The organism is Paenibacillus sp. P4_A9, from assembly GCF_056402415.1.
Genome location: NZ_JBFUHL010000026.1, coordinates 48,607 through 75,108 on the forward strand (window position 1 = coordinate 48,607; position 26,502 = coordinate 75,108).

Below are 26,502 nucleotides of genomic sequence, written 5' to 3' on the forward strand. Positions count from 1 at the left end.
CTTCTCCCCTTAAAAATTAATCCGTACCGTATAGACGATCCCCAGCATCCCCGAGACCTGGTACGATGTAGCCATGATCATTCAAATGATCATCAACGGCTGCGACGTAGATATCAACGTCAGGATGCTCTTTTTGAACAGAAGCTACGCCCTCTGGCGCTGCGATTAGACACATTAGCTTAATACGCGAACAGCCTCTGCGTTTCAGTACTTCAATTGCTGCGTTTGCGGACCCCCCTGTAGCGAGCATAGGATCAATAACAAGTAAATCCCGCTCCAATACATCGGTAGGCAGCTTCACATAGTACTCAACAGGTTGAAGCGTATCGGGATCGCGATAAAGACCTACATGTCCTACTTTTGCAGCTGGCATCAGCTTTAGCACGCCGTCAACCATCCCCAATCCTGCACGCAAAATAGGGATCAGCCCTAGCATTCTGCCTGAGATGACTTGGCAATCTGCAGTTGTCACCGGGGTTTTCACTTGCACTTGCTGCAGTGGAAGATCTCTTGTAATTTCATAAACCATTAATGTAGCAACTTCATCGACAAGTGCTCTGAAATCCTTCGTTGTCGTGTTCTCATCCCGAATATAAGTAAGCTTATGTTGGATAAGCGGATGATCGCAAATATGTACTTTACCCATATGTTCCTCCCTAATATAAGCTTGTAGGTCAGGCAAACCTCGTCCATTATATCATATGTTATCCAACTTATCTGCTATAGAACCAACAACTATAAAACACAAAACTTCGTCACCGCCACTCTGCATTGAGAATGGGGTAACGAAGTTTCTATCATCGAACGAGCACGAGTTGCAGCCCCGTCACTCCGCAGCTGACCAAGCAGTAGCGATCGGTCCAAATCTCGTCGGCACCGGCGTCGACCCAACCAATTTTGTCGGTAAAGCTAGTCAGGCCGAAGAAGGTCACTTCACCTTTTAGATGATGATGAGGTCCGAATGTATTACGACCGCTTTTCAGCAGCTCAATTTGAAGCAGCAACGGACCTTCCTTTATTTCATCTATAAGGTCAAGCTGGTGGGCTCCCCAGAGAATCGTAGTGGTGGATTCGTCATTCACCGTGATGTTCAAGGCTGGACAACGCATGGCATCCCATTGTAGGACGAGCCTGCTGCCTTCATCACGCGTACTTTTCAGAACATGCTCCGGTAGGGTAATGGTTTTGTCGGCGGTAACACGACCCTCTTCGCGTGTCCAAGGACCCGCGGGATGATCAGCCATAGCAACGTCGATACGTTGATTATTCCGATACGTCCACCATGTGGCCTCATCGGCAGGTTGGTCGAGATCAAAATCGGGGCCACGCGTCCCCATGTAATAAAGGTAATAGCGATTACCGTGGCGTAAAATCGCTGGATTGTGTACCACATCACTGTCCCAGCTCGCTGCACCGTCCCTACAGGTCCAAACCGTGGCCACATGGTGGAAAGGGCCCAGCGGATTGTCGGCGACCGCATAAGCGATTTCGGAATGCGTGACCCAGGCCTCAAATCCCGCCTTCTCAGGCCAACGCGAGTGAAAGGTTTCATATTTTCGTAAGTTGGTTTGAAGTTTTGGGGATATAGCGTTTTGCAAGGTTAGCGGCGCTAGATACAATGTGTTGGAACGGTCAGTAAACAAGGAATTTTGTGCAAAAAAAAGACCAGCTCCAATGAGCTGGCCCTGCTAATCCAGATTAGTAAGTCAAACCTTGATAAAGCGGGTATTGTGCAGTCAAATCCTTCACCATGCCGCGAGCTTTCTCAAGCGTAGCTTCGTCTTTTGGATTTTTCAGTGTAAGACCGATGACCTTCGCGATTGTTCTCATCGCTTCCTCGTCCATACCACGGGAAGTAACAGCTGGTGTACCCAAGCGAATACCGCTTGTGATGAACGGGCTTTTTGGATCGAAAGGAATCGCGTTTTTATTCGCTGTAATACCAATTTCATCAAGTACGTGCTCTGCATCTTTACCTGTGATGTCCAGGTTACGCAAGTCAACCAGCATCAAGTGGTTATCCGTACCGCCGGAAACAAGGTTGATGCCTTCAGCTGTAAGAGCTGTCGCCAATGCTTGTGCATTGTTGATCACGTTTTGACCGTAAACTTTGAAATCCGGTTGAAGTGCTTCACCGAAGGAAACAGCTTTAGCTGCAATTGTATGCATCAAAGGTCCGCCTTGGGAACCAGGGAATACAGCTTTATCAATCGCTGCAGCCCAAGCTTTCTTTGTAAGAATCATACCGCCGCGAGGACCGCGAAGCGTTTTGTGTGTTGTTGTTGTTACGAAATGTGCGTGAGGCACTGGGTTCGGGTGCAAGCCAGCTGCAACAAGACCAGCTATATGCGCCATATCGACGAAGAACAATGCGCCTACATCGTTCGCAATGGAAGCCATTGCTTCGAAATCGATCGTACGCGGGTAAGCACTTGCGCCAGCAACCAACATACGAGGCTTATGTTTGAAAGCTGCTTTACGAACCTCGTCGTAGTCGATGCGGGCATCTTTTTCGCTTACGCCGTAAGCCACGAAGTTGTAAAGAATACCTGAAGCATTCACTGGGCTACCGTGTGTTAAGTGACCACCATGCGCAAGGTTCATACCTAGAACTGTGTCACCAGGGTTTAGCGCAGCCAAGTAAACAGCCATGTTCGCTTGTGCACCGGAATGCGGTTGAACGTTCGCGTGCTCAGCACCGAAAAGCTCTTTCGCACGATCACGAGCGATGTCTTCCACGATGTCGACGTACTCACAGCCACCGTAGAATCTTTTGCCTGGGTAGCCTTCCGCGTATTTGTTCGTAAGTACAGTGCCCATAGCTTCAAGAACAGCTTCGCTCACGATGTTTTCGGAAGCGATCAATTCAATTTTGTCGCGTTGGCGGCCTAGCTCAAGGTTCATGGCTTCTACGATTTTCGGATCTTGCTTGCTCAAAAAGTTTGTCATAGTGAATTCCTCCTAAGGATGATTATCAAAAGTAAATTAGCAATCTGCATCAGGTGCAGCTTGTTGATAAAGTTGATCCGCCTGATCAGCGGAGTATACAGCTCTAGTACCACCGATCAGCTTCGGCCGAGCGAATGCCATCGTGACATAAGCCTGGCCAATATGGCGAACCGGCGGCCTTGCGGGAACAGCGACTCTGCGCAGATGCATGCCGATCAGCGTTGAGCCAATATCGATGCCCGCATGCGCCTGAATCGTCTCGACAACGACCGGCTTCGCGAAGTGTCTGTACGCGTAGGAGGCCATCGAGCCCCCAGCCTTCGGCACAGGAATCACGGAGACGGGCTCAAGCTGCGGCGCTAGCGCCAGCAACGCTTCCTCCACGACCAGCGCACGATTCAAATGCTCGCAGCATTGATACGCCGCATGAAGCCCGAACTCGCTGCATATGCGCTTAACCGTCTCAAAAATCGGCTTCGCCGCATCCAGCGTACCCGATGTACCGATCCGATGCCCGAGAATTTCACTCGTGCTCGTGCCGATCACCAAGATGTTGCCAGGACGCAGGCCACCCACTGTAACCAGCTCACGTAAATTTGCTTCCAAAGCTTCTGCTATAGGTTCATACATAGAATCTGTCATTGTGGATCCCTCATCTCTAGGGATGTACCGTGAAACGATCTTCGATGCTCTGCACTTTGTTAATACGATTCTTGTGGCGGACACCTTCCGAAAACTCGGTTTCCAACCAGATTTTGACGATTTCTTCCGCTACGCCAGGCCCAACAACTCGCTCACCCATCGCTAGCACGTTCGTATCATTATGTTCACGCGTCGCTTTCGCTGAGAAGAGATCATGCACGAGTGCACAACGGATCCCTGGAACCTTATTCGCGGCGATGGACATCCCAATACCTGTTCCACAAAGTAGGATACCTTTATCTGCGTCTCCTGAAACAACTTTTTCGCAAACCTGAAGTGCGTAATCTGGATAATCGACGGAGTCGCCGCAGCTGCATCCGAAATCGATCACTTGATGACCTAATGATTCAATAAAAGGAATGATAACATCTTTCAAACGATAGCCTGCATGATCAGCACCTAAAGCAATTTTCATAACTTAAACGCTCCTTTTGACTTGTTCGAATTCGACCATCCTATTATATCCCAAAGCTCACCAAAAACGAAAAAAGAGCGCACACGCTAGAAAACGCGCGTTGCTCTTTTGCCCAGGCGACCGGCCGTATAGCTCAATGCTCCATTGTGGTTAATCCCACTCGTCGCCAGTTACATTGAGTCTTGCTTGTTACTTGTATTTTATCGCATTCCCTGCGATGTGTAAAGCTATATTGACCTATCTCAGTTTTTTCACCAATTTATCCAAGCTCCGGCTAATTTCTTCGGCTGTATACCGATAATCAGCTAATGACCCACCGTACGGGTCGGAAATATCGTAATCTGGCATGAGATTTTGCAGTGCGTACAGGCGACTTCTTTCCTCGACCGATACCATTTGGGACAGCGCCTGTTTCAGTTGAAGCTCTGTCGCAAGCTGCTCCCGCTCTTCAATCGCCTTGAGAATACGATCATCGTCCTCTACATATTCTTTGAGCGTATACGTCTTCTCGATCGCTTCAGGAAAACGCCCAATCACTGTACGTTTATGCCCTGTCGTCATCGTCAGGATCAGATCCGCCCAATCGACGTCCGCCGCGCTAATCGCTAGAGAACTGATAGATTCTTTAAAGCCCGCTTCATGAAGAAGCGATTGGCTGTTTCTCGATATCGGACCACCTGTCATGGCCGACACACCTGCTGAACGAACCTCCGCCGCAAGCCCCTCTTGATGCACCCTCATACGCAGCAAACCTTCAGCTAACGGACTGCGGCACGTATTTCCTGTACAGACAAATAGAATTCGCAACATGAAATCCTCCTATAAGCTGAACGGCTGCACCGTTCGTAATTATCCGTATTGTATCATAGTAAAAACTTGATCCCAAACCCTAATAGGATGAGCCCGCCGAATGCCTCGCCGTATTCCCCCACCCAACCGCTAACGCGTCTGCCTAGCAATAGGCCTGCTATCGAAAGCAATCCGCCAAACAGACCAAAAATGAGCACTGTAAGTACAATGTCCGTGGCAAACATCCCAAGGGAAACGCCTACAGAGAACGAATCTATACTAACACTTAAGGCAAAAATGATAAGTCCCCAAAGCGTCCGATGATCGAATGCCGTAGCTTCTTCCCCACGTACCGAGCTGTATACCATATGCGCACCGAGCAGAATAAGTAAACAGCCCCCTGCAGCCGTAGCGACGTTACCCAGAAGAAGGGACACATACTGCCCCATAAACATCCCCATCAACGGCATGAGCACATGAAAAAGTCCGATGACTATGCTAATTTTCAAAATATCGATCAGACGAATGCCCTTCATTCCTATGCCAATTCCTAACGAAAAAGCATCTAGGCCCAAAGCAATCGCCATTATCCCAATTGTCATGAGTTGCCCAACTTGTACCCCAGATGCGAGCATAGCACGATCCCCCTTGTCCACGATTCTTTCTCAAGATATGCGGACAAACTGGGAATCATGCTAGTCACAATAAACGGCTACTCCGTCCTACTTGGTCGGTAGCGTTTATCCAGAAATATAAGACAATTTAGTGCGTGAAACTTATTAAATCTTATATGTTAGAGACGGATCCGCTCATGACCCGCTGCTTTCAGCAGTCGATTCATAATCGCACGGCCAATACCTGAATCCGGAACACCTTCTGCGACAATATAGCTAATGCCTTTATGATCAAAAGTCCGCAGAGCGGCATAAAGCTCCCGAGCTATCGTTTCTGGCTGTGATAAGGAGCCGCACGCGAGAACGAGATCCGCCCGATAGTGCTCTACTCTTTCTTCAAAAGTGAGAACTCCCGTAGACTCTCCCCGCAGCTTCGCGGCATCGATATCACGTTGAATCCATGCTGAGACTTGCTGCTCGTTATCTCCTTGAACGATGTGCATAAAGCCCTTCGGCGCATAATGCGTGTACTTCATACCTGGAGCGCGAGGGGTGTCCGAGGCTTCTACCTCTATCGACTCAGACACATGAATACGCATATCTGGCAAAACCGCTTGCAGCTGCTCAGCCGTCACGCCACCCGGCCTCAGTATATATAACTCGCTATCTACAAGTTGAATAACCGTGGACTCCACGCCAACACCCGTTGCACCACCGTCAACTATACCGCCAATCTTGCCGTCCAAATCATCACGCACATGCGAGGCTAGTGTCGGGCTCGGTCTGCCCGAGCTATTGGCACTTGGCGCTGCTATAGGCAGCCCCGCTTCTCGCAGCAGATGCAAGGCAACCGGATGATCCGGTATGCGGATACCGACCGTTTGCAAACCAGCTGTGACTAACGGCGAAAGGCTACCTGCAATAACAGGTAGCACAATGGTTAAGGGCCCGGGCCAGAAAGCCTTCATAAGAGCTTGATGCTCGGGGGTGAGACTGTCTGGCTGAACAAGGCTTGGGATCTGCTTCGCATCAGCTATATGTACAATTAAAGGATTGTCAGAGGGCCTTCCTTTTGCCGTAAAAATATGTTCCACGGCTTTCGTATTCGTCGCATCCGCACCTAACCCGTACACCGTTTCAGTTGGAAAAGCGACCGTTTCCCCCTCTTGTAGAAGCCGAGCTGCTTGTGCGAGTTGCTGTGCGATGGTGTTCTCATCGCCTTGGTCCACGTTCCAGTACGTTGTCACGATCATTCTCATCCTTACTTCGTTGAAATTCAATGGGAATATCCCATTCGCACCACTCATTCGTACTGCGGACAAGCCGCTTATAGACTCCGTCGTTTACATTCTGCAAAAGTGCAGCAATTTCTCACTCTACCGCTCATCCAGAGGAGTATGCTGCAAATAGGCAGGATTTTAGCGGAAATTTACTATGGAAACCTAAGATTTATGTAAATTACTGCACTATCGCAGGAACTAGCTCTCTATCCTCGTGAATCATTAATAATTGATGCACATTTGCATGCATGGTAGATGGTTCTCGGCCTTAAACTAGCTGCAGAGGTATAATCTACTAGCTAAACCATGAGAAAATCGCCTTAAACATTTCCCAGATAAAGAATTTCACTTTCGGTTTAGTTGGCTCGTCGGAAGGCGTTGCTGCTGCTACCACAACCTCAGCGTCCTTCTCTTTCTTCACGGATTTCTCCGTGGATGTGGAGGCTGATTTATCTTTATCTGAAGCATCATCTTTCTTTTTGGCAGGCGCTGTTTCGCTAGCTTTAATCTTAGTTTCTTTGGTTGGCTTTTTTTCCTTGCCATTCTCATCTGTCGTTTTGGCCACGACAACTGCAGCAGATGCTACGGCTTCGCCCGATACGGAATCAACAAAGCATAGCGGCGGAAACAGCACGCACCACCAATTCTGGCCTTCACCAGAACCAATCACAACACGCAAAGCTTCATAGTCCCCTGCTGGGTATACATCATTTCCGTACATTTTGGTTGGAAAAGGGACAACTCCGAGATCAACTTTATGTGGATAGTTATATCCGCGGGACGCAATCATTTCTCCAACGAGTTTATCGAATTCAGGTAAATGCGCGCTCACGACGGCTCTTGCCTCGTCCAAGGAATGTGGTCCAACAACCCACTCCTGCATACGAGCAATAATTGCATCGCGAATCTCGCGTTTCAGTGCTTGGTCCTGCGCAGAATCCGAATTTGCTAGAATACGCAAACGAATGGACTCCTCTGGTATTGTAGGCGAAATAACCGCCGCGTTCGTCCGATTGGATTCCCAACACATAATCATAAGAATAAGTGCAAAAGAAATGAATAATAAACTCTTAAATGATTGGCGCTCTGTTCTCTTAACCATGGAGAGTAGCCCCTTTCCCGTCTTCATACTAGCCAGTATGGACAAGAGTAGGCGGGGCTAAACCTAGTAATCTATGATTTTTTGCAAAATGATAGAGTTGATAGAGTTTCCGCATCTGATAGAAAGAACTAGCCGATCTCGGAGCATCGGCTACAGCTCTGGAGAGCGGATCGCGATTACATGGCGATCGATCCCCTGGAGATCCTGTACGAAGCGGATCTCCGTCCAGTCTGCGGCGGCGCGCAGCAACGCCGCAACCGCCTCCGCCTGCCCGATGCCCACCTCGAACCCGACCACGGTCGGGATTCGCGGCAGCCGGTGCAGCTGCGAAACCATACGGCGGTACAGGTCGAGTCCCTCGACACCGCCGAACAGTGCTGTGTGCGGCTCAAATAGCCGCACCTCGGGCATCAGCGTCGGCAGGTCGCCATCTGGGATATAGGGTGGATTCGACACCACGATATCCGGCGCGAGCCCGCGCTCAATATAAGGCTCGAGGAGGTCACCCTCGAGCCACTCGATCCGCGCAGCCACGTCGTGGCGCTGCGCATTCAAGCGAGCCATCTCCAGCGCTGTCGCGGAGATGTCGCTGGCCGCCACGCGCCACGCAGGGCGCGCGTGCGCGATCGTCACCGGGATGATGCCACTCCCGGTGCCCACATCCGCAAGCAGCGGAGCGCCTTGCGGGAACAGACGCGAGCCCTCGTGGAGCAACGCCTCCACGAGCAGCTCGGTCTCCGGCCGCGGGATGAGCACGGCTGGCCCCACCGCAAAAGGAAGGCCGAAGAAATCCTGTTCGCCGGTGATGTACTGCACCGGCTCACCCGCGGCCTTCCTTGCAACTAGCTGGTCCCATGTGGTGACCAGCTCTTCAGGCATCGGTTCTTGCCACCATCGGAACAGCAGCTCGGTCCGACTGCAGCCACCTAAGAGATGCTGCAGCAATAGCTCCGTGCAAGACGAAGCCTCCGCGACGCCTTGCTCCCCTAAAAAAGAAGAAGCCTTCACAAAGGCTTCTCTCACACTCATGTTCGCAGTCGTCATTACATCGCCTCTAAGGCATCGGATTGTGCAGCAATCGTTAATGCTGACACAATTTCCGCCATATCGCCGTTTAACACAGTTTCCAAACGGTGCAACGTCAAACCGATACGGTGATCGGTAATCCGGCTTTGCGGGAAGTTGTAGGTACGAATACGCTCTGAACGGTCGCCCGTTCCTACTTTACTTTTACGCTCGCCAGCATATTTCGCTTCTTCTTCTTCACGCAATTTATCGGAAATCCGCGTACGAAGTACACGTAGCGCTGACTCTTTATTGGAGTTCTGCGATTTACCATCCTGACAAGTTGCGACGATACCCGTTGGTACGTGCGTTACACGCACAGCGGATTTCGTTGTATTAACGGACTGACCACCCGCTCCACTAGAACAGAATGTGTCTACGCGAATATCCGCATCGTGGATCACGATTTCCACATCTTCTGCCTCCGGCATAACAACAACCGTCGACGTGGAGGTGTGGATCCGTCCACCGGATTCCGTTACTGGAATACGTTGAACACGGTGCGCACCGCTCTCAAACTTGAGCTTGCTATAAGCACCTTTACCCGTAATCATGAAAATAATTTCTTTAAATCCGCCCAAATCATTGACGGACGCATCGAGAATTTCCGTTCTCCATCCTTGACCATCCGCATAACGCGTATACATGCGGTAGAGATCGCCTGCAAACAACGCGGCTTCATCGCCGCCTGCCGCTCCGCGAATTTCCACGATGACATTCTTATCATCGTTGGGGTCTTTCGGCATCATTAGGATGCGGAGATGTTCTTCCAGTTTAGCGGATTGCTCGCTAAGCTCATCGATCTCCATTTTGACCATTTCACGCATCTCATCATCCAGCTTCTCGTTCTGCATTACTTTCGCTTCAGCTAGCTGTTCGCTCACGCTCTTATACTCATTATAAGCATCGTAAGCTTCCTGAAGATCAGATTGCTCTTTGGAATACTCTCTAAGCTTCTTCGTATCACTCGTTACATCCGGGTCACACAGTAACTCGCTTAGTTTTTCATAGCGGTCCACAATGGACTGAAGTCGATCCAACATAGGGGATCACTCCTTTCTTATTTTTGTTAACAATTAAACATTGAAACGGAAATGCATAACGTCGCCGTCATTCACCACGTACTCTTTACCTTCAAGGCGAACTTGCCCTTTTTCTTTCGCACCAGCCATCGATCCTGCAGCTGATAAATCCGCATAAGAAACTACTTCTGCACGAATAAATCCACGTTCGAAATCGGTATGAATCACACCCGCCGCTTGCGGAGCCTTCGTTCCTTTACGAATCGTCCATGCTCTAACTTCTTGAACGCCAGCTGTGAAATACGTGTACAAGCCTAGCTTTCTATAAGCTGCTTTGATCAATCTATTCAAGCCGGACTCTTGAAGTCCCAACTCTTCCAGGAACATTGCTTTTTCTTCTTCTTCCAGCTCAGCGATTTCGGATTCAACCTTCGCGCTAATGGAAACGACTTCGTTGTTTTCTTTTTCAGCGAATTCCTTCACAATTTTAACGTATGCATTGTCGTCCGCTGTTGCAACTTCATCTTCACTCACGTTTGCCGCGTAGAGCACTGGCTTCATCGTTAGCAAATGAAGATCGCGAACTAGCAGGCGCTCATCTTCCGTCAAATCCAAGCTGCGTGCTGGCATATCGTTATATAAGGCTTCTTTGATACGTTCCAAACACTCAACCTCAGCAACCACTTTTTTGTCGCCGCCTTTGAGGTTTTTGCGTGAACGCTCGATCTTTTTATCAACCGACTCAATGTCTGCCAAAATCAATTCAAGATTAATCGTCTCGATGTCACCAATCGGATCGACTTTCCCAGAAACGTGAGTAATATTATCATCCTCAAAACAACGCACAACATGCACAATCGCATCAACTTCACGGATGTGTGCTAGAAATTTATTTCCAAGGCCTTCGCCTTTGCTCGCACCCTTAACTAAACCCGCAATGTCAACGAATTCGAAGGCCGTCGGCACGATACTCTTAGGCACAACGATTTCCACCAGCTTCTGCAATCTCTCGTCTGGTACTTCTACTACCCCAACATTCGGATCGATCGTACAGAACGGATAATTCGCAGATTCTGCCCCCGCCTGTGTAATTGCATTAAACAATGTCGATTTTCCTACGTTCGGTAGACCGACGATACCTGCTTTCAAAGCCATTGTCGTTACAACTCCTTAATTTTCGAAAATCATCCTTCTTATTATATAGTACTTGGAGGGCAAAAAAAAGCCTGCAAGCTATCGATTCGCCGCAGACTTTTTTTCCATTGCTATTTTGAACTCGTCATCCCGCTTTTGCACGAAGTACGTTTTGATCTGATTCCGCAAAATAAAACCGCGCAGCGCATTGCTTTGTTCAGCGGGAACGCTTTCAAAACTAGCACCATAATAATAGCTGTCCTCTAGCTTTTCTTTCCTTATAATTTCCAACTGACAAGGCATATCGAAGCCCAACTCTAATTGCACGAAAAGTGTGCATTTTTTATGTAGAATCTTATCAATCATGGCATTGTCGTCTATCGTAAAACCAACACCATTCATCGAAATATTTTTGATTGAAATATCTATAGGGATTTCTAACTGTTGGGGCTCCTTTTGATTGGCATTCTGAAATTCAAGGATCTGACCGAATCTTCTCACATTGACCCTTGGGAATTCCCGCTTCTCCGCGAATCTTCTGCGATTCTCAGGTGGATTTATGACAATGAGCGAACCTGGTTCTCTGGCAACAACGGTCGTATGCACGACGAATAGCCCTGATTTGGTATACATCGTAATCTTCACCTTATCACCAAGTTGGAACACATCATATTCCGGTAGTTCAATTTCCATAATGTCCCCTTGAGCATAGGTCAGAATACCCGTAGATACGAAATCATCCTTCCCTACGACAGCCCGGCAATTGATCAATACATCCGCATCATATCCTTCTTTACTCCCATACCGCTTTAAAGCATCCTGCTTCATGGCCATGCTCACCAGCACCTCTCCCTTTAGTGATTACTGATGGATTCCCAAGAGCTTTTCCGCACAAAATAGACTGCCCCATACAAAGGGACAGCCTATCACCTCAATCAAATAAAGCATCGATTTTCGGTAACCAGGCTGTCATAGTTCCTAAGAACCGTAGACCCTCAGCTTTGCGTCCTTGCCTTTCAGCAAGTTTGCCATTGTCGAACCCTGCTTTGAAATTTATGTACGTTCATCGTTATGGTCTAAAAGACCCACTGTTATCACCATTATACGTAGCTTAGATATTTCTTTCAACTAAAACCTTGCATGAGCCCTGTTTTTATTGTATGAATGTGTAGTGGAATGAATATCCACAGGTTTACAAGTTATCCACATTGTTATCCACAGCTTGTTAACAACGAATATTTGTTCGGATATTTATACACATGTGGATAGACTATTATTGCGAGGTGTCCCCCTGTGGATGAACATATTCCCTGGATGAGAGAAGCGATCGGCGAGGCATTGAAGGCCGAAGCGATCCGTGAGGTGCCGATCGGCGCTGTCGTCGTCCATCAAGGTCAAATCATTGGCCGCGGTTATAATTTACGCGAAACAACCTTAGATCCTCTCGCGCATGCGGAGATGATTGCGATTAAGCAGGCAAGTGAGCATTTGCAGGCATGGCGTCTTCTGGACTGCCAGCTCTATGTGACGTTGGAGCCTTGTCCAATGTGCGCAGGTGCCATCGTTCAAGCACGTATTCCTCAGGTGATTTACGGAACGGTAGATCCGAAGGCAGGCTGTGCGGGGACGTTGATGAACTTGCTGCAGGAGGACCGGTTCAATCACCGGGTCGATGTAGTTAGTGGCGTTTTGCAAGAGGAGTGTTCCACGATGTTGACACAGTTTTTTCGCAAATTACGGGGGAAGGCTTAAAGCCTTCCTTACTTTAATTGGATCGAACGTACGATGAAGAAAATAATTGTGCCAAACAGCATCAGCAGCAGGAAGCCCAGGATCCATACGTTAAGGTCAGCGATGCCCTTTTTAGCACTTTGGATAACGGACCATTCAATAAAGCCAAACAGAATTACAATCAACGCTTTTAAACTATTCATAAATAAACGAGCATTCTGGTATTGTCCACGGGCATTCTCGGTCGTAATTTGGGATGGATAATTATATACATGAGGGACCTTGCTTAGGAGAGTCAAGCCAAAATAGACGATAACGCCTATGAGTGGTAAGGCAATCAAACTCATCTTATTCCCCCAACCATCGATATCCCCTTTACCGTTAAAATGCAACGGAATTCGCTCTGGCAAGGCATGCCATTCGTAAGCTACATAAGCGATCATACTTACGATCACTAACAGAGAGATAACATCAAGAACTGCTTCAGCTTTGGATCTGGGAAGTTGAATCACGGGACGATTCTCCAAGTGGCACCTTCTTTTATAGGGTTTAAATGAATTATGATGAATGCTTATTCTATTCTTTATTCACAATCTACATTCCTTGCTCGAATGAAATCTCTTCCATGCAATGGGCTAAAATGGTTGCACCTCCAAAACATCTCGTGTTAGAATGACGATACTATGCGCCCGTAGCTCAGCAGGATAGAGCAACAGTTTCCTAAACTGTAGGTCGTACGTTCGAATCGTATCGGGCGCGTACAGTTCTTTTAGACATAAATACGTTAAAAAAGGGATTTCAACGCAGGTTGGCAATCCCTTTCTTTGTTATGTACTCACACTCGAAAGGAGTCCGCACTCCGATGACAACTCGCTCTATTTCATCCTATCGGATCCCGCTCTTCTGCGTGGTCACTATGCTTTTCTGGATGTCGATGTACACTAGCGTTCCGATCATGGCGCCTTACGTGGAGTTCCTCGGGGGAAGCCACCAGCTGGCTGGCTGGATTGTCGGCATGTATGGCATCTCACAGATGCTGCTACGCATACCCGTAGGCATTATGTCGGATCGATTTCATAAAAGAAGACTGTTCATCACCTTCGGTCTACTCTTCACGGCCATTACCGGACTCGGCCTATGGTTCACGCACGATTTTACTTGGATCTTAATTCTTAGGGCACTTGCAGGGGCAGCCGCAGCGACTTGGGTTGATTTTACGGTGCTTTTCACGAGCTACTACAAGCACGAGGAGTCTACGAAGGCGATCGGAACGATCTCCTTTTTTAACTCCCTTGGTCAGGTGCTCGGCATACTTAGTGCGGGATGGGCAGCAGACAAGCTCGGATGGGAATCTGTGTTCATTCTAGGTGCGGTGCTTGGCATACTGGGCATGGTCGGTTCCTTTTTCCTTATCGAAAAGGTAGAAAAAGACGCGCCCAAAATCACCCTGCGCGGGATCGGAGACGTGGCGACAGATCGTACATTGTTATTCGTTTCGCTGCTCGCTATTCTGTCGCAGGTGCTCATCTTCGCTACGGTGTTCGGCTTTACCCCTGTGTATGCGACGCAGCTTGGCGCGGACAAATTCTCGCTCTCCTTGCTCTCTTTATTCGCTAACGTCCCTGTAGCGCTTGCCTCCTTGTTCGGCGGACGACGATGGTCGATCCGCTATGGGGAGAAACGGATGGTTGTAGTGGGCTTTCTACTCATGGGTATATTCACCTTTACGATTCCGTTCACGCATCATCTTTGGCTCCTCATGATTACACAAGCATTTGCCGGCTTTGGACGAGGGCTTTCGTTCACTCTGCTCATGGGGATGAGCATCAAGCATATGCCTGCGGATAAGCGGGCGACGGCGATGGGCTTTTTCCAAGCGATCTATGGACTCGGTATGTTCATTGGACCTGTCCTTATGGGCATCATTGGCGACTATTTCTCGCTCAATCAAGGTTTTATTGTACTCGGCGTACTCGGTGCCTTCAGTGCACTGCTCTCTTATCTGTTCGTTCAAAGCTCAGTTCGGAAACAGCCACTGGCGGCTAACCAATCTACGATTGCGCAATAACAGGAGCGAATCTCGCGATTCGCTCTTTTTTCATCAACGTGCAGGGGTAAGGTAGGCAAGCTTCGTCTATTCATGCGGAGAGGAGGAGAAGCATATTGAGGAGCACATATTAATTGATCGCATATTGAAAGGCGATGAAGCGGCATTCCGTGAGCTGATTACAAGGTATCGTCCGTATATTTTGCAGACGATCTTTACGATTGTTCGTCATCAGAAGGATGCCGAAGACTTGTCCCAAGAGGTTTGGACCCGCATCTACTTCTCTCTCCCTCAGTATGAAAGGAAAGGCTTGAAAACTTGGATGACCCGGATCGCTGTGAATCGAGCTATTGATTTCAAGCGCGCGTCCAGTCGGCGTAAGGAAGACATCGTCGCCGAACTAGAGACGGCTATCTCGTCCACTGGCCCCCCTCATCCGGAGCACGGTGTGGAGCATGAGGTTTTGATCAAAGAAACGACCGAATTCGTCCGTCAGAAGCTCGACCAAATCCCGACGAACTACCAGGATGTTTTACTGGCCTATTATATTCATCATCAATCATATCAAGATATCGCCAATGCCCAAGGTGTTACCATTAAAACGGTGGAATCTAAGCTGTACAGGGCCAAGCAATGGGTGAGAAATCACTGGAAGGAGGAGGAGTTTCGATGAAAATTCAACACTATAACCAGCAGGAATGGATGCAGTATATCGAGGAACATTTGTCGTCGGAAGCATATGACGAGATGGAAAATCATTTATATCGCTGTGATGCCTGTTTAGCGATCTACATGACCTGCATAGAGGGATCAGCAACACTACCGATCGTAGACGTCGAGGACACAGAAACTTACATGAAAGGTATTATAGCCCGTACTGTAGGAACGAAACCTACATGGTATCGCTCGACGATGTTCCACTATGGGATTGCCGCTGCCGCGACGCTGGTGCTTGTAGCAACTGGCTTTTTCCATGGCTTGTCGCAGGAATTAGGAACATTCGGTGCCTTCAAGCCCGCTCCTCCTCTAGAAGCGCCCTCCTCCCTTGAAGCCCAAGTTCCAATTTCCGATCACATCGTTAATAAAACACTTACGTGGCTAGACACCTTACAAAATGAACACAAAGAAGGAGGCCTTCAACCTTGATGCCTAACAAAAGCAGTCTTGCTGCATTCCTACTGTCCTTTATACCCGGAGCAGGTCATTTGTACATGAACCGTATGGGACGCGGCTTTCTATACGGCTGCCTATTTTTCGGACTCTGTTTCGTCCTCTTTCTAGGCATTGCTTCACATGATGATGAGTTTGTCATCCTTCTCATCCCTATTGCCCTCACGTGGATTGCGAATATGGTGGATATGATCATCTATTTACTGCGTTCCCCTGCACCTGTTCCATCAGCCTATCATCAACCGAATCCAGCTTATTATGGGCCTTATCCACCAGAAGAGGGGATGCCATCTCGGGATGCCGCCTCCTACTATGCTCAACTAGCGGAAAAACAAGAAAGATCCAAGATTCTCATGCTCTCCTTCATTCCAGGCGTTGGCCATTACCGGCTTGGACTGATGCAAAGAGGCCTTACAGCAATGGTCACCTTCTTCGGGATCGCCATTCTCGTGTTCTTCATCACCATTCTAACGCATAACGAAGGCTTTATCGTTTTCCTGTTGGCATTGCCGGTGCTCTGGTTTTACACTATGTTCGATGCATTGAAGCAGCTAGATCGCAAGCAAGCCGGACTTGAGCTCGTAGATCGCAGTATGTTTGAAGATTTCCAACGTGATGAGCATGGACGTAAGAATCGGACGTTAGCCACGATTATTGCCATTTTCCCTGGCGCGGCTCACCTGTACTTATCCATGACCAAACGCGGTATTCAGTTGATGGCTGTGTTCCTATTCTCTGTTTATGTGCTGGATGTACTGCGGCTCTCTCTGTTCTTCTTTCTGATCCCGATCCTGTGGTTCTTTAGCTTTTTCGATGCCTTGCAGAGCATTTCTAAGTATGAAAATGGCACTCTGACCGACAAGCCTCTCGTCGAAAACTGGACAGCCTACCAACGTTCGATAGGGGTCATTTTGATCGTATTAGGTGCCTATTATATCTTCAGTGATGTCTTCGTACAATTCCTGTATCAATTTCTACCMGCTTCGCGGAACTATATGTATTTAATCAACAATTTCAGTCAAACGCTGATTGTAGCCCTTCTCCTCATTGGAGGCGGCATTCGATTGTTAATGTATCGTAAGCAGCAGCTTAAACCTGAACCCGCTTCTCCAGCTACTTATCCCACGCCAGACAACTTTATAGACATAGAAAAAAAGAACCCCTAAGGGTTCTTTTTTCGTCGGCATTGATGATATTTCTTTGAACCAGTTACACGTAAACCTAAGTTAAATCTGCGTATAAAACACGGTAAGTGTCTTTAGCACATCGCCCTCCAGCCTGATTATAACAGGTAGAAAAGTCCTCTTTGCAACGGATGTTTCGCTTTCGCTAATTGCTCCAACGGAACCACACCTCTCTGCTTGCCGACAAATATAGTATGACCCGTTTACAGATTTTTAATCATTGTTTATTAAAAAAATTTCGGTGCCCTTTATCCGCCGTGTCCATGGCCTTCCGCAGCGTGTCCGCCCTGATGATTTCGATTCTTCACTTTCTTAGAACCAGATAAGGGCTCCTGATTACCGCCCTCATTGTTCCGGTTCTTTACATTACCATTATTAACGAGATTATCGCCTGCGGAATATGATTTCTGTTTAGACATAGGTCCTCATCCTCCTCTTACGAGTTAGTTCCTTCGTGGTTTAGAGCATCTTGATGCCGATGGTCATTGACCTTCTGCTGAATTTGCTGCGCATTATGGCTATTCACCGCATTCGTTTCCAAATCCTTGGCCGCATTTTGCAGATTTTTATCGGGACTCTTTTGCTTCGTCATCACGGTGTCCTCCTTCTTACTTAAGAGTTGGTGACCTTCTGCAAAGCCTGCGCACACTCATGAATATGACGCACGTAATCATCGATTAACGACTGTACGACGTCGCCGCGTTCGTCAATATGCGTGGTTCCTTGCTGTACATCGGTTAGCTCAACCTTCACTTCTCTGGCATCCACATACGTCACTTTAAAATCAAATGAATAGCCGGTATGCCCCGCCGTCATAATGTGTACACGGATGGCATCCGCATCGCCCTCATCTGCCCATACCCTTGTTTGATCGGCAGGTTGTAACACGGTGGGCATGACATTCACCCACTCTTTCACGAGTTCAGCTTGATCCACGCTAGGCTTATCTGATTTGCTCATAGGTAACACCTCCACATGATTAAAATGCGGAAGCCGCCCGTGTTTTATCCATGTAAAAAAACACCTACTCCCCAATACGAATCGAATTCGTGTCCAGGGGTAAGTGCTAGTTGCATCTGATTATTTAATGAATTGCTGCAGGAGCATACCCAGCATCCTGGCCGCGGCCACCATCGTAACTATTTGCTCACGCGATATGTTTGCAGCTGGTGCAAACACACCCTCGCTTACACTGCTTGAAAGGCCGTTCTCTGCTGCCCATTGTACAGACTCGGCATAATAGCCGTCTGCCTTCACATCACGGAAGCTAGACGCTTTATAAGCGCTGAGGTTCACGCCAGCCATACGAGCAAGAGTCAGAGTGAAATCGGCACGATTAATTTGCGCATTTGGCAAGAATTGGCCTTCCGCTGTTCCGTTTAAAATAACAACAAAAAAAGCCACACGATTTCGAGAATCGCATGACTTTTTGGTTAGGTATTACCTTGGCTACGGAGAGGGTGGGATTCGAACCCACGGAGGCTTGCACCTCGGCGGTTTTCAAGACCGCTGCCTTAAACCACTCGACCACCTCTCCACGATAGGCGTCTCTGATTAGAGAGACGACCTTGTGCAGTGACAAAAAGCATTGTAGCACATAATCGATACTCGATGCAAGTGCTTATTTTTTCGTGATCACTTTGACATTGTTCATGTAAGGAACAAGCACGTCTGGAACCACGATCGAACCATCCGCTTGTTGGTAATTTTCAAGAATCGCAGCCACTGTTCGGCCCAACGCTAAGCCTGACCCATTCAGCGTATGGACGAATTCTGGCTTCGCCTTCGCATCGCGGCGGAAGCGAATATTCGCTCTGCGCGCTTGGAAGTCTTCAAAATTCGAGCAGCTCGAGATCTCTCGGTATGCACCGCTGTTAGGCAGCCATACTTCTAGATCGTACGTCTTCGCTGATGTAAAACCAATATCGCCTGTGCAGAGAGACAACACGCGGTAAGGCAGCTGCAAGAGCTGTAGAACACGCTCAGCATGCCCTGTAAGCTTCTCTAACTCCTCGTAGGAGTCTTCGGGCTTCACAAGCTTTACAAGCTCAATTTTGTTGAATTGGTGCTGTCTGATTAAGCCCCGTGTATCACGACCAGCGGATCCTGCTTCCGAACGGAAACAAGCACTGAACGCCACGAAGTTAACCGGCAGCTGTTCATTCGTTAGAATATCTTCACGGTGGTAATTCGTGACCGGTACTTCCGCTGTTGGAATTAGGAAATATTCCGAATTCTCCAGCTTGAACACATCTTCCTCAAACTTCGGAAGCTGTCCGGTACCTGTCAGACTGTCACGGTTGACGATATAAGGAGGCAGCATTTCTTCATAGCCATGCTCATCACTGTGCAAGTCCATCATGAAGTTGATCAATGCGCGCTCTAGACGAGCTCCTAAGCCCTTGTAGAACACGAAACGCGAGCCGGTTACCTTCGCCGCTGCTTCGAAATCCAGAATGCCTAGGTCCTGTGCCACTTCCCAATGCGGCTTCACTTCGAAATCGAACGATGGAATGTCACCGATGCGGCGGACTTCCACGTTCTCTTCCTCTGTACGGCCCACAGGGACGCTAGCATGCGGCATATTCGGGATGGAGAGAAGAACTTGTTGTAACGACTCGTCCAAAATCCGAATCTCGTCATCCAGCTCTTTAATGCGGTCTCCGACCACTTTCATTTCTTGAATCAGCTCATCCGCATTTTCACCGGATCTTTTGCGTCCCGCTACCTCTTGGGAAACGGTATTGCGGCGGTTTTTCAATTGCTCAGTTTCTTGCAGCAGCTCTCTGCGCTTCACATCTAACTCTGTGAAACCATTAAGCTCCTCGATCTGCTTGCCGCGGTTTTGCATGGCAGCTTGTACAGCTGCTAAATCACTTCGAAGTAACTTTACATCAAACAAGGAGATTCCTCCGTTAGCGCAAAATGGTTTGTATATGGAAGCAAGCACCCATACCGGCAGTCCGGCTTACTCGGGGTGCTTGAACCGTTAATTATGCCTGACTTTGCTTTACCATGTCCAAGAAATAACTGTGCAGACGGAAATCATCCGTCAGCTCTGGGTGAAACGACGCCGCAAGGAGATGCCCTTGCCGCGCGGCAACGATCTGGCCGTCATAGGTGGCCAAAACATCCACATCCGGTCCCACCTTTTCGATAAGTGGGGCCCGAATGAATACCGCGCGAACGTTCTCGTCAATGCCTTTAATCGGCAAGTCTGTCTCAAAGCTTTCGCGTTGACGACCGAACGCGTTGCGAGCCACCGTAATGTCCATCAGCTCAAGATGAGCTTCTGGCTGTCCGGTGATCTCTTTCGCGATGACAATCAACCCTGCGCAGGTGCCGAAGATCGGCTTGCCTGCCGCGGAGAAATCACGCAGTGCATCGATGAAGCCATACGTACGCATGAGCTTGCCAATCGTCGTGCTTTCCCCGCCAGGAAGGATCATGCCATCAAGCTCAGCGAGCTGCTCGGTGCGTTTGACAACGACACCTTCCGCGCCCGCCTTTTCAATACCACGAATATGCTCCGCTACCGCGCCTTGCAGCGCGAGAACCCCAATCTTCGTCATTACCAGCCGCGCTCCTGCATACGCTCGGAAGCTTGAAGCTTGGAAATTTCGATTCCCTTCATAGGGGCACCTAGGTTTTTGGAGATTTCGGCGATCATTTTGTAGTCTGTGTAGTGCGTTACCGCTTCAACGATCGCTTTCGCGAACTTCTCTGGGCTGTCGGATTTGAAAATACCAGATCCAACGAATACACCGTCAGAGCCAAGGTGCATCATAAGCGCTGCATCAGCAGGTGTAGCCACACCTCCAGCTGCGAAGTTAACAACAGGCAATTTACCTGTTTGGTGAATTTGCAATAGAAGCTCATAAGGAGCGCCAAGCGTTTTGGCTTCGAACATCAACTCGTCCAAAGACATGCTTTGAACTTTACGAATTTGACCTTGAATCGTACGCATGTGACGTACTGCTTCAACGATGTTACCTGTTCCTGGCTCACCTTTGGTACGAAGCATGGATGCACCTTCACCAATACGACGCAAAGCTTCACCAAGATCGCGGCAACCACATACGAAAGGCACGGTGAAATCACGTTTATTGATGTGGAATACTTCATCCGCAGGTGTTAGTACTTCACTCTCATCGATATAGTCAACGCCTAGGGATTCAAGAATCTTAGCTTCAACGAAGTGTCCGATTCTTGCTTTCGCCATGACTGGAATGGATACAACTCTCATCACATCTTCAACAATTGTTGGGTCAGCCATACGGGATACGCCACCAGCAGCACGAATGTCTGCAGGTACACGCTCAAGTGCCATAACAGCGGACGCGCCAGCTGCTTCTGCGATTTTAGCTTGCTCGGCGTTCATAACGTCCATGATGACGCCGCCTTTTTGCATTTCGGCCATACCTGTTTTAACGCGGGAAGTTCCTGTTTCCATTCTTTATTTCCTCCTATAGCTTCTATGCAATTTCGGTGTAGTTCCCTACACGATTCGATAATAAACTTCTAAACAACAATTTTACATGAAGGAGGGGTAATATACAACCCATTTTCTGGCCTAAGAGCCGCCTTTAATCCCTTTAAACATATCGCTGAAGAAGTTTTTAATGGAGCGGAACAGCAACCGGATCCAACTAGCTTTTTCAACATCCCCATCTGCAATTAGTTCTACTGTTTTTTCTTGACCATTGTAACTTACTTTTACTTTACCAAGTGTATCGCCTTTCGCAATCGGAGCTACTAGCTTGCTCTCTTCAACCGACTCAGTTGTTACAACGAAATCAGTGTCTTTCGCGCCTTTTCTAGCAACAAAAGTTAGGCCTGTTTTCGTAACAAGAGGTACTTCCAATTGTACACCCTTCTTAATGTTCACACTTTTCAAAGAATCTATCGGTTGTTTCGCATTCAAGAAAGGTTTCATTTCAAAATTATTAAATCCATAGTCCAGCAACTTACGCGTTTCATTGAACCGTTCTGGTTCAGTCTTGGTGCCCATAACAACCGTAATCATACGCATGCCGTTACGTTCAGCCGTTCCTGTGAAGCAGTAGCCTGCATCATCCGTAGAACCCGTTTTCAACCCATCCAAACCTGTATATGCATATTTTTTAAAATTCGTATTCGTGGAATTCCCTTCCAGCATCCAGTTCCAGTTGATCATAGGAGCCTTGTCCGTTGCTCTTAGCTTCAACGATGGAATTTTCGTAAACTCCAGAATTTCTTTATGATCCTTCAAAATATTATAAGCAAGAATCGCCGCATCGCGAGCGGTCATCTTGGTTTCACCCTCAATGGAAGCCGGCGGATTGATTAGATCAGCACGTGAAAGTCCTGTCGCACTAATAAAATGTGCCTTATCGGACATTCCAAGCTGTTTAGCTTTGTCATTCATCATTTTCGCAAAATTCTCTTCCGTCCCACCTAGTAATTCGGCAAAGGCCACAGAAGCATCATTCGCGGAATAAATGGACATCGCATTGAACATATCTTTGAACGTCAGAGTTTCATTCTCGGCAATCAATTGACCGGAACCAATGACATCTGCCGCATTCTTACTGGCTGTCACGGGTGAGTCCCACTTAAATTTGCCCTCTTTGATACTCTCCATCGCCAAATACTCCGTCATCATCTTCGCCATACTCGCTGGAGGGAAGGCCTCATCCGCATTCATTTGATACAATACTGCCCCGGTGCTAGCCTCCATGATGATCGCAGATTTCGCTGCTACTTGCGGTTCATTCAGTGCAGGTGCAGGCGTTGTTCCTGCATTAGGCGCAGGTGTTGTCACCGCAGCAGGTTTTGGAGTAGCCGAAGGAGAAGGCGATGCTGCATAGGTTGGTTGTATATGTAAAAGTAAGGATTGAGCAATTAAGCTAACACCTAACACCAAAGCAACCTTTTTCTTTGTAAAACGTAAAAATCTCACAATTTCACTCTCCCTAAATGATGTTTGGATAACCGATATGACACGTTATATTGTAACACACTGTATTAGACAAAAAAAAGAAAACGTGGGTTCAACTCCCACGCCTCCAATTTTATCCGCATTGTGACAATTTACATCGAGTAATTCGGTGCTTCTTTCGTAATTTGGATATCGTGCGGATGGCTTTCTTTCAATCCTGCACCCGTAATACGTACGAATTGCGTATCATGAATGAGTTCTTGAATGTTGCACGCGCCGCAATACCCCATACCTGAACGAAGTCCGCCCACCAGTTGATACACCGTATCTGCCATAGGTCCTTTATAAGCCACACGACCCTCAATACCTTCTGGCACTAGCTTGCTCTCGTTCTCTTGGAAGTAACGATCCTTGCTGCCTTCCTTCATTGCGCCTAAGGAGCCCATTCCGCGATAAACCTTGAACTTCCGTCCTTGGAAAATCTCAGACTCACCCGGACTCTCATCCGTCCCTGCAAAAAGACTACCGATCATAACCGCACTCGCCCCTGCCGCGATAGCTTTAACCACATCACCAGAGTACTTGATACCGCCATCTGCGATGATCGGAACGCCGAACTCAGCAGCAGCTTGCGCGCAATCATAAATCGCTGTAACCTGCGGCACACCAATCCCTGCGATAACACGCGTTGTACAGATCGATCCAGGACCGATCCCAACTTTCACCATGGACGCTCCCGCTTTGATCAAATCACGCGTACCGTCACCTGTTGCTACGTTACCTGCAATAATCGGCAGTTCTGGATATTGGGCTCTCAGCTTCTTCACAGTCTCTGCGATATTAATGTGATGTCCATGCGCGGAATCCACGACGATAACATCAATACCAGCTGTGACAAGCGCTGCCGCTCTCTCCAACACATCTTTAGATACACCAACAGCCGCGCCTACAAGTAAGCGGCCTTGTGCATCCTTCGCCGAGTTAGGGAATTGAATCGCCTTCTCGATATCTTTAATCGTAATTAACCCTTTTAGAACAAAATTCTCGTCTACTAAAGGCAGCTTCTCAATCTTATGCTTCTGAAGGATGCCCTCAGCTTGCTGTAGCGTCGTTCCAACTGGCGCTGTCACAAGCCCTTCCTGTGTCATCACTTCTTTGATTTTAATGGAATAGTCATGAACGAAACGCAAGTCACGGTTCGTCAAAATACCAACCAAACGGTTATCCGCATTCACTATCGGAACACCTGATATGCGGTATTTCGCCATCAACTCTTCTGCGTCATAGACATGATGCTCAGGCGTTAATGAGAACGGGTTTGTAATAACGCCGCTTTCTGACCTTTTCACACGGTCAACGTGCTCAGCTTGAAGCTCAATGGACATATTCTTATGAATAATTCCGATACCGCCTTCTCTGGCCATTGCAATCGCTAGGGCAGACTCCGTCACGGTATCCATAGCGGAGCTAATGAAAGGGATATTTAATTTCACTCCAGGTGCCAGTTGCGTTGAAACGTCGATCTCCTTACCGAACACTTCAGACTTTCTCGGCACTAACAATACATCGTCAAATGTTAAGCCTTCTTTGCCAAACTTGTCTTCTCTCACAGCGTACCATGTCCTCCCTAAAGCCCTCTATCTGAAGAAAGCTTGATTCATAAGCTTCTGCTCATTCATTCGTATATGATTGCAATCTTAACAAAAGCCTATTTTTGGTGTCAAGGAAAAGGACGAGCCTGCAGCCCCCCCTCACCTCGAATAAGTCAATTTCGTTAACGATAGGAATATGTGCTGCTTGGATTCCATAACAAAAACTGCTCAACCCCTTGCTCCTTCGCCGCCTTAATCTGCTCCTTTACATCAAGGGCACCATACTTCTTATGAGGCTTCACCCATGTGGCCGTAAAATCCTGATACCAGGGTCTGATCTGTGCGACCTGACTATTGGATCGTTCTAACTGACGATTTTTCCAATTGGCGTCGTTAATGGCTTGATGGATGATCGCATATGGCTGCAAATCTGGATGTTTAACCCCATAAATCCCGGTCGTGTAGTGTGAAGGATACAGCATCGGAGAAATAAAATGAACCTCCTTGCTGATCATCGCCCAGTCTTGCCCAATGCCCATATCATTTGGTAAGGACGTTGTTAAACCAAACACATCAGCGGAAATATACGCCTTATCACCAATCTGTTCCTTCGCTTTATGCAGAAAGGTTGCGATATCCTGCGCCTTACTTAGCTTCTGCGGGTTATCAAAAAGAACCTCTCGATCCACCTTCTGCCCGTTCTCCGGGAACCTCACATAATCAAACTGAATCTCATCGAACCCCAGAGTAGCTACCTCATTCGCGATTTGAATATTATAGTCCCATACGTCTCCTTTAAAAGGATCTACCCAAGAGATTCCCTTCGCGTCCTTCCAGACACTTCCGTCTCTATTTTTCATAGCATACGTACTTTTTTTCTTACTTAAATAAGGATCCTTAAACACGACAAGCCTAGCAATCGTATAAATATGCTTCTGCTTCAATCTTTGCAGTTTCGCTTTAATATCTTGTATAATGACGTGGCTATTCGCCCCGATCTCATTGACCAAAGGAACTGCTGAGGGATAAGTCACCTGACCGGAGTCGTTCTTGACATCAATCACCATCGCGTTTAAATCCGTACGTTCTACCAGCTCAATTAATTGCTCAAATTTGTTGCCTACGGAGGACCAGGCGGAAACGTAGATACCTTTTACGATCGGTGGTTTAGCAGGCTTTTGAAAAGAAGGCGTTGCCGCAACGACCGGCATCTTCTTCGGTTCCTGATTGGACGCATGCCCAATGCTTCCTACATGACTTAAGGAGTGAAGTGGATTTGTGTCCTCCTTCACTTCATCGATTTTGGTTGAGCAACCATTCATCATCAGCGTTACTAACGAACAAAGACATACCCTATTGATCCATCTCATGCTGCTTGTTGTCCTCATCGTCATCCCTCCTCGTAGGATTAGTATGGTTAAAAAAGCAACATTTAGAGATACAAAAAAAAGAGTCTTTCTGGAAAAAATCCAGAAAGACTCTTACAGAGCTGAGAGACTTTTGGCTCCGCCAAAAGATCCCTATACTGCTTGGCAACGTTCTACTCTCCCAGAACCCTGCGGTTCAAGTACCATCGACGCTGGAGGGCTTAACGGTCGTGTTCGAGATGGGAACGCGTGGGTCCCCTCCGCCATCATCACCAAACAGTCAAAGCGTTTGTTTGCGCCTTGAAAACTAGATACGAAACTTCACGTAAAGTAATATTCTTAGGAATTTTGGTTAAGCCCTCGACCGATTAGTATTCGTCAGCTGCATACGTTGCCGCACTTCCACCTCGAACCTATCA

The 26,502-nt window shown here is 47.9% G+C and carries 29 protein-coding genes, 2 tRNA genes, 1 rRNA gene and 2 riboswitches; of the genes, 6 read left to right on the plus strand and 26 right to left on the minus strand.

The window, feature by feature from the left end; translation table 11 throughout:
* Positions 1–16 precede the first annotated feature (16 nt).
* From upp to AC1DVJ_RS17370, 13 genes are all read right to left on the minus strand, one after another.
* Positions 17–646 (minus strand): uracil phosphoribosyltransferase, encoded by a 630-nt coding sequence (gene upp, locus AC1DVJ_RS17310; protein WP_171633368.1) that lies wholly within the window; start codon positions 644–646, stop codon positions 17–19.
* Positions 647–797: 151 nt separating this feature from the next.
* A complete protein-coding gene (locus tag AC1DVJ_RS17315; RefSeq protein ID WP_477592482.1) occupies positions 798–1,643 on the minus strand; it encodes a glycoside hydrolase family protein in 846 nt (281 codons plus the stop codon).
* A 55-nt stretch (positions 1,644–1,698) separates the two neighbouring features.
* Positions 1,699–2,949, minus strand: a complete 1,251-nt coding sequence (gene glyA / locus AC1DVJ_RS17320; protein ID WP_477592483.1) for a serine hydroxymethyltransferase — start codon at positions 2,947–2,949, stop codon at positions 1,699–1,701.
* A 36-nt stretch (positions 2,950–2,985) separates the two neighbouring features.
* Positions 2,986–3,591: a TIGR01440 family protein gene (locus AC1DVJ_RS17325; RefSeq protein ID WP_477592484.1), complete on the minus strand. Its 606-nt coding sequence runs from the start codon at positions 3,589–3,591 to the stop codon at positions 2,986–2,988.
* A 16-nt stretch (positions 3,592–3,607) separates the two neighbouring features.
* Complete coding sequence (rpiB, locus tag AC1DVJ_RS17330; RefSeq protein ID WP_436233390.1) at positions 3,608–4,066, minus strand: ribose 5-phosphate isomerase B; 459 nt, start codon at positions 4,064–4,066, stop codon at positions 3,608–3,610.
* Between the two features lie 103 nt (positions 4,067–4,169).
* Positions 4,170–4,250, minus strand: a riboswitch (ZMP/ZTP riboswitch).
* Between the two features lie 53 nt (positions 4,251–4,303).
* Entirely contained in the window at positions 4,304–4,876 is a 573-nt protein-coding gene (locus AC1DVJ_RS17335) for a low molecular weight protein arginine phosphatase (protein ID WP_477592485.1), read from the minus strand.
* A 53-nt stretch (positions 4,877–4,929) separates the two neighbouring features.
* Positions 4,930–5,490, minus strand: coding sequence for a manganese efflux pump MntP (locus AC1DVJ_RS17340; RefSeq protein WP_477592486.1), 561 nt, complete (start codon positions 5,488–5,490; stop codon positions 4,930–4,932).
* 158 nt (positions 5,491–5,648) lie between these two features.
* Positions 5,649–6,728: an L-threonylcarbamoyladenylate synthase gene (locus tag AC1DVJ_RS17345; RefSeq protein WP_477592487.1), complete on the minus strand. Its 1,080-nt coding sequence runs from the start codon at positions 6,726–6,728 to the stop codon at positions 5,649–5,651.
* Between the two features lie 316 nt (positions 6,729–7,044).
* A complete protein-coding gene (gene spoIIR, locus AC1DVJ_RS17350) occupies positions 7,045–7,851 on the minus strand; it encodes a stage II sporulation protein R (RefSeq protein WP_477592488.1) in 807 nt (268 codons plus the stop codon).
* 150 nt (positions 7,852–8,001) lie between these two features.
* Positions 8,002–8,895, minus strand: a complete 894-nt coding sequence (prmC, locus tag AC1DVJ_RS17355) for a peptide chain release factor N(5)-glutamine methyltransferase (RefSeq protein WP_477592489.1) — start codon at positions 8,893–8,895, stop codon at positions 8,002–8,004.
* On the minus strand, positions 8,895–9,959 hold the full coding sequence (gene prfA, locus AC1DVJ_RS17360) for a peptide chain release factor 1 (protein ID WP_477592490.1): 1,065 nt from the start codon (positions 9,957–9,959) through the stop codon (positions 8,895–8,897). The genes prmC and prfA overlap by 1 nt, the downstream gene beginning before the upstream one ends.
* A 33-nt stretch (positions 9,960–9,992) precedes the next feature.
* Positions 9,993–11,093: a redox-regulated ATPase YchF gene (gene ychF, locus AC1DVJ_RS17365; protein WP_477592491.1), complete on the minus strand. Its 1,101-nt coding sequence runs from the start codon at positions 11,091–11,093 to the stop codon at positions 9,993–9,995.
* Positions 11,094–11,171: 78 nt separating this feature from the next.
* A complete protein-coding gene (locus tag AC1DVJ_RS17370) occupies positions 11,172–11,906 on the minus strand; it encodes a PilZ domain-containing protein (protein WP_477592507.1) in 735 nt (244 codons plus the stop codon).
* Between the two features lie 119 nt (positions 11,907–12,025).
* Positions 12,026–12,112, minus strand: a riboswitch (cyclic di-GMP riboswitch).
* A 274-nt stretch (positions 12,113–12,386) separates the two neighbouring features.
* Here AC1DVJ_RS17370 and tadA point away from each other — a divergent pair.
* A complete protein-coding gene (gene tadA / locus AC1DVJ_RS17375) occupies positions 12,387–12,824 on the plus strand; it encodes a tRNA adenosine(34) deaminase TadA (protein ID WP_477592508.1) in 438 nt (145 codons plus the stop codon).
* An 8-nt stretch (positions 12,825–12,832) separates the two neighbouring features.
* Here the strand turns inward: tadA and AC1DVJ_RS17380 are convergent, their stop codons facing one another.
* Complete coding sequence (locus AC1DVJ_RS17380; protein WP_477592492.1) at positions 12,833–13,330, minus strand: DUF1648 domain-containing protein; 498 nt, start codon at positions 13,328–13,330, stop codon at positions 12,833–12,835.
* 158 nt (positions 13,331–13,488) lie between these two features.
* Here AC1DVJ_RS17380 and AC1DVJ_RS17385 point away from each other — a divergent pair.
* The 5 genes from AC1DVJ_RS17385 (at position 13,489) to AC1DVJ_RS17405 (ending at position 17,186) form a co-directional block, all read left to right on the plus strand.
* Positions 13,489–13,562 (plus strand) — tRNA-Arg (locus AC1DVJ_RS17385).
* Between the two features lie 103 nt (positions 13,563–13,665).
* Positions 13,666–14,871: an MFS transporter gene (locus AC1DVJ_RS17390; RefSeq protein ID WP_477592493.1), complete on the plus strand. Its 1,206-nt coding sequence runs from the start codon at positions 13,666–13,668 to the stop codon at positions 14,869–14,871.
* Positions 14,872–14,995: 124 nt separating this feature from the next.
* Positions 14,996–15,523: a sigma-70 family RNA polymerase sigma factor gene (locus AC1DVJ_RS17395; RefSeq protein ID WP_477592494.1), complete on the plus strand. Its 528-nt coding sequence runs from the start codon at positions 14,996–14,998 to the stop codon at positions 15,521–15,523.
* Positions 15,520–15,996 (plus strand): hypothetical protein, encoded by a 477-nt coding sequence (locus tag AC1DVJ_RS17400; protein WP_477592495.1) that lies wholly within the window; start codon positions 15,520–15,522, stop codon positions 15,994–15,996. Before AC1DVJ_RS17395 ends, AC1DVJ_RS17400 begins: the two co-directional genes overlap by 4 nt.
* Entirely contained in the window at positions 15,996–17,186 is a 1,191-nt protein-coding gene (locus AC1DVJ_RS17405; RefSeq protein ID WP_477592509.1) for a hypothetical protein, read from the plus strand. Before AC1DVJ_RS17400 ends, AC1DVJ_RS17405 begins: the two co-directional genes overlap by 1 nt.
* Positions 17,187–17,452: 266 nt before the next feature.
* Here the strand turns inward: AC1DVJ_RS17405 and AC1DVJ_RS17410 are convergent, their stop codons facing one another.
* The 12 genes from AC1DVJ_RS17410 to rrf form a co-directional block, all read right to left on the minus strand.
* Positions 17,453–17,623: a small acid-soluble spore protein P gene (locus tag AC1DVJ_RS17410; protein WP_477592496.1), complete on the minus strand. Its 171-nt coding sequence runs from the start codon at positions 17,621–17,623 to the stop codon at positions 17,453–17,455.
* Positions 17,624–17,640: 17 nt separating this feature from the next.
* Complete coding sequence (locus tag AC1DVJ_RS17415; protein ID WP_477592497.1) at positions 17,641–17,796, minus strand: hypothetical protein; 156 nt, start codon at positions 17,794–17,796, stop codon at positions 17,641–17,643.
* Positions 17,797–17,816: 20 nt separating this feature from the next.
* The gene (locus AC1DVJ_RS17420; protein ID WP_477592498.1) at positions 17,817–18,164 is read right to left on the minus strand and encodes a hypothetical protein; all 348 of its coding nucleotides are present in this window, start codon (positions 18,162–18,164) and stop codon (positions 17,817–17,819) included.
* 120 nt (positions 18,165–18,284) lie between these two features.
* Entirely contained in the window at positions 18,285–18,608 is a 324-nt protein-coding gene (locus AC1DVJ_RS17425; protein WP_477592499.1) for an S-layer homology domain-containing protein, read from the minus strand.
* Positions 18,609–18,656: 48 nt separating this feature from the next.
* A tRNA-Ser gene (locus AC1DVJ_RS17430) sits at positions 18,657–18,741 on the minus strand.
* An 84-nt stretch (positions 18,742–18,825) separates the two neighbouring features.
* Positions 18,826–20,106, minus strand: a complete 1,281-nt coding sequence (serS, locus tag AC1DVJ_RS17435; RefSeq protein WP_477592500.1) for a serine--tRNA ligase — start codon at positions 20,104–20,106, stop codon at positions 18,826–18,828.
* Between the two features lie 91 nt (positions 20,107–20,197).
* Positions 20,198–20,776, minus strand: a complete 579-nt coding sequence (gene pdxT / locus AC1DVJ_RS17440; RefSeq protein ID WP_477592501.1) for a pyridoxal 5'-phosphate synthase glutaminase subunit PdxT — start codon at positions 20,774–20,776, stop codon at positions 20,198–20,200.
* Positions 20,776–21,657: a pyridoxal 5'-phosphate synthase lyase subunit PdxS gene (gene pdxS / locus AC1DVJ_RS17445; protein WP_477592502.1), complete on the minus strand. Its 882-nt coding sequence runs from the start codon at positions 21,655–21,657 to the stop codon at positions 20,776–20,778. Before pdxS ends, pdxT begins: the two co-directional genes overlap by 1 nt.
* A 120-nt stretch (positions 21,658–21,777) precedes the next feature.
* Entirely contained in the window at positions 21,778–23,145 is a 1,368-nt protein-coding gene (locus AC1DVJ_RS17450) for a D-alanyl-D-alanine carboxypeptidase family protein (protein WP_477592503.1), read from the minus strand.
* Between the two features lie 131 nt (positions 23,146–23,276).
* Positions 23,277–24,734 carry an IMP dehydrogenase gene (gene guaB, locus AC1DVJ_RS17455; protein WP_477592504.1) on the minus strand — a complete coding sequence of 486 codons (1,458 nt, stop codon included), beginning with the start codon at positions 24,732–24,734 and terminating at the stop codon, positions 23,277–23,279.
* 164 nt (positions 24,735–24,898) lie between these two features.
* Positions 24,899–26,104 carry a putative glycoside hydrolase gene (locus tag AC1DVJ_RS17460; protein WP_477592505.1) on the minus strand — a complete coding sequence of 402 codons (1,206 nt, stop codon included), beginning with the start codon at positions 26,102–26,104 and terminating at the stop codon, positions 24,899–24,901.
* Positions 26,105–26,243: 139 nt separating this feature from the next.
* A 5S ribosomal RNA gene (gene rrf / locus AC1DVJ_RS17465) occupies positions 26,244–26,360 on the minus strand.
* Positions 26,361–26,502: the final 142 nt, after the last annotated feature.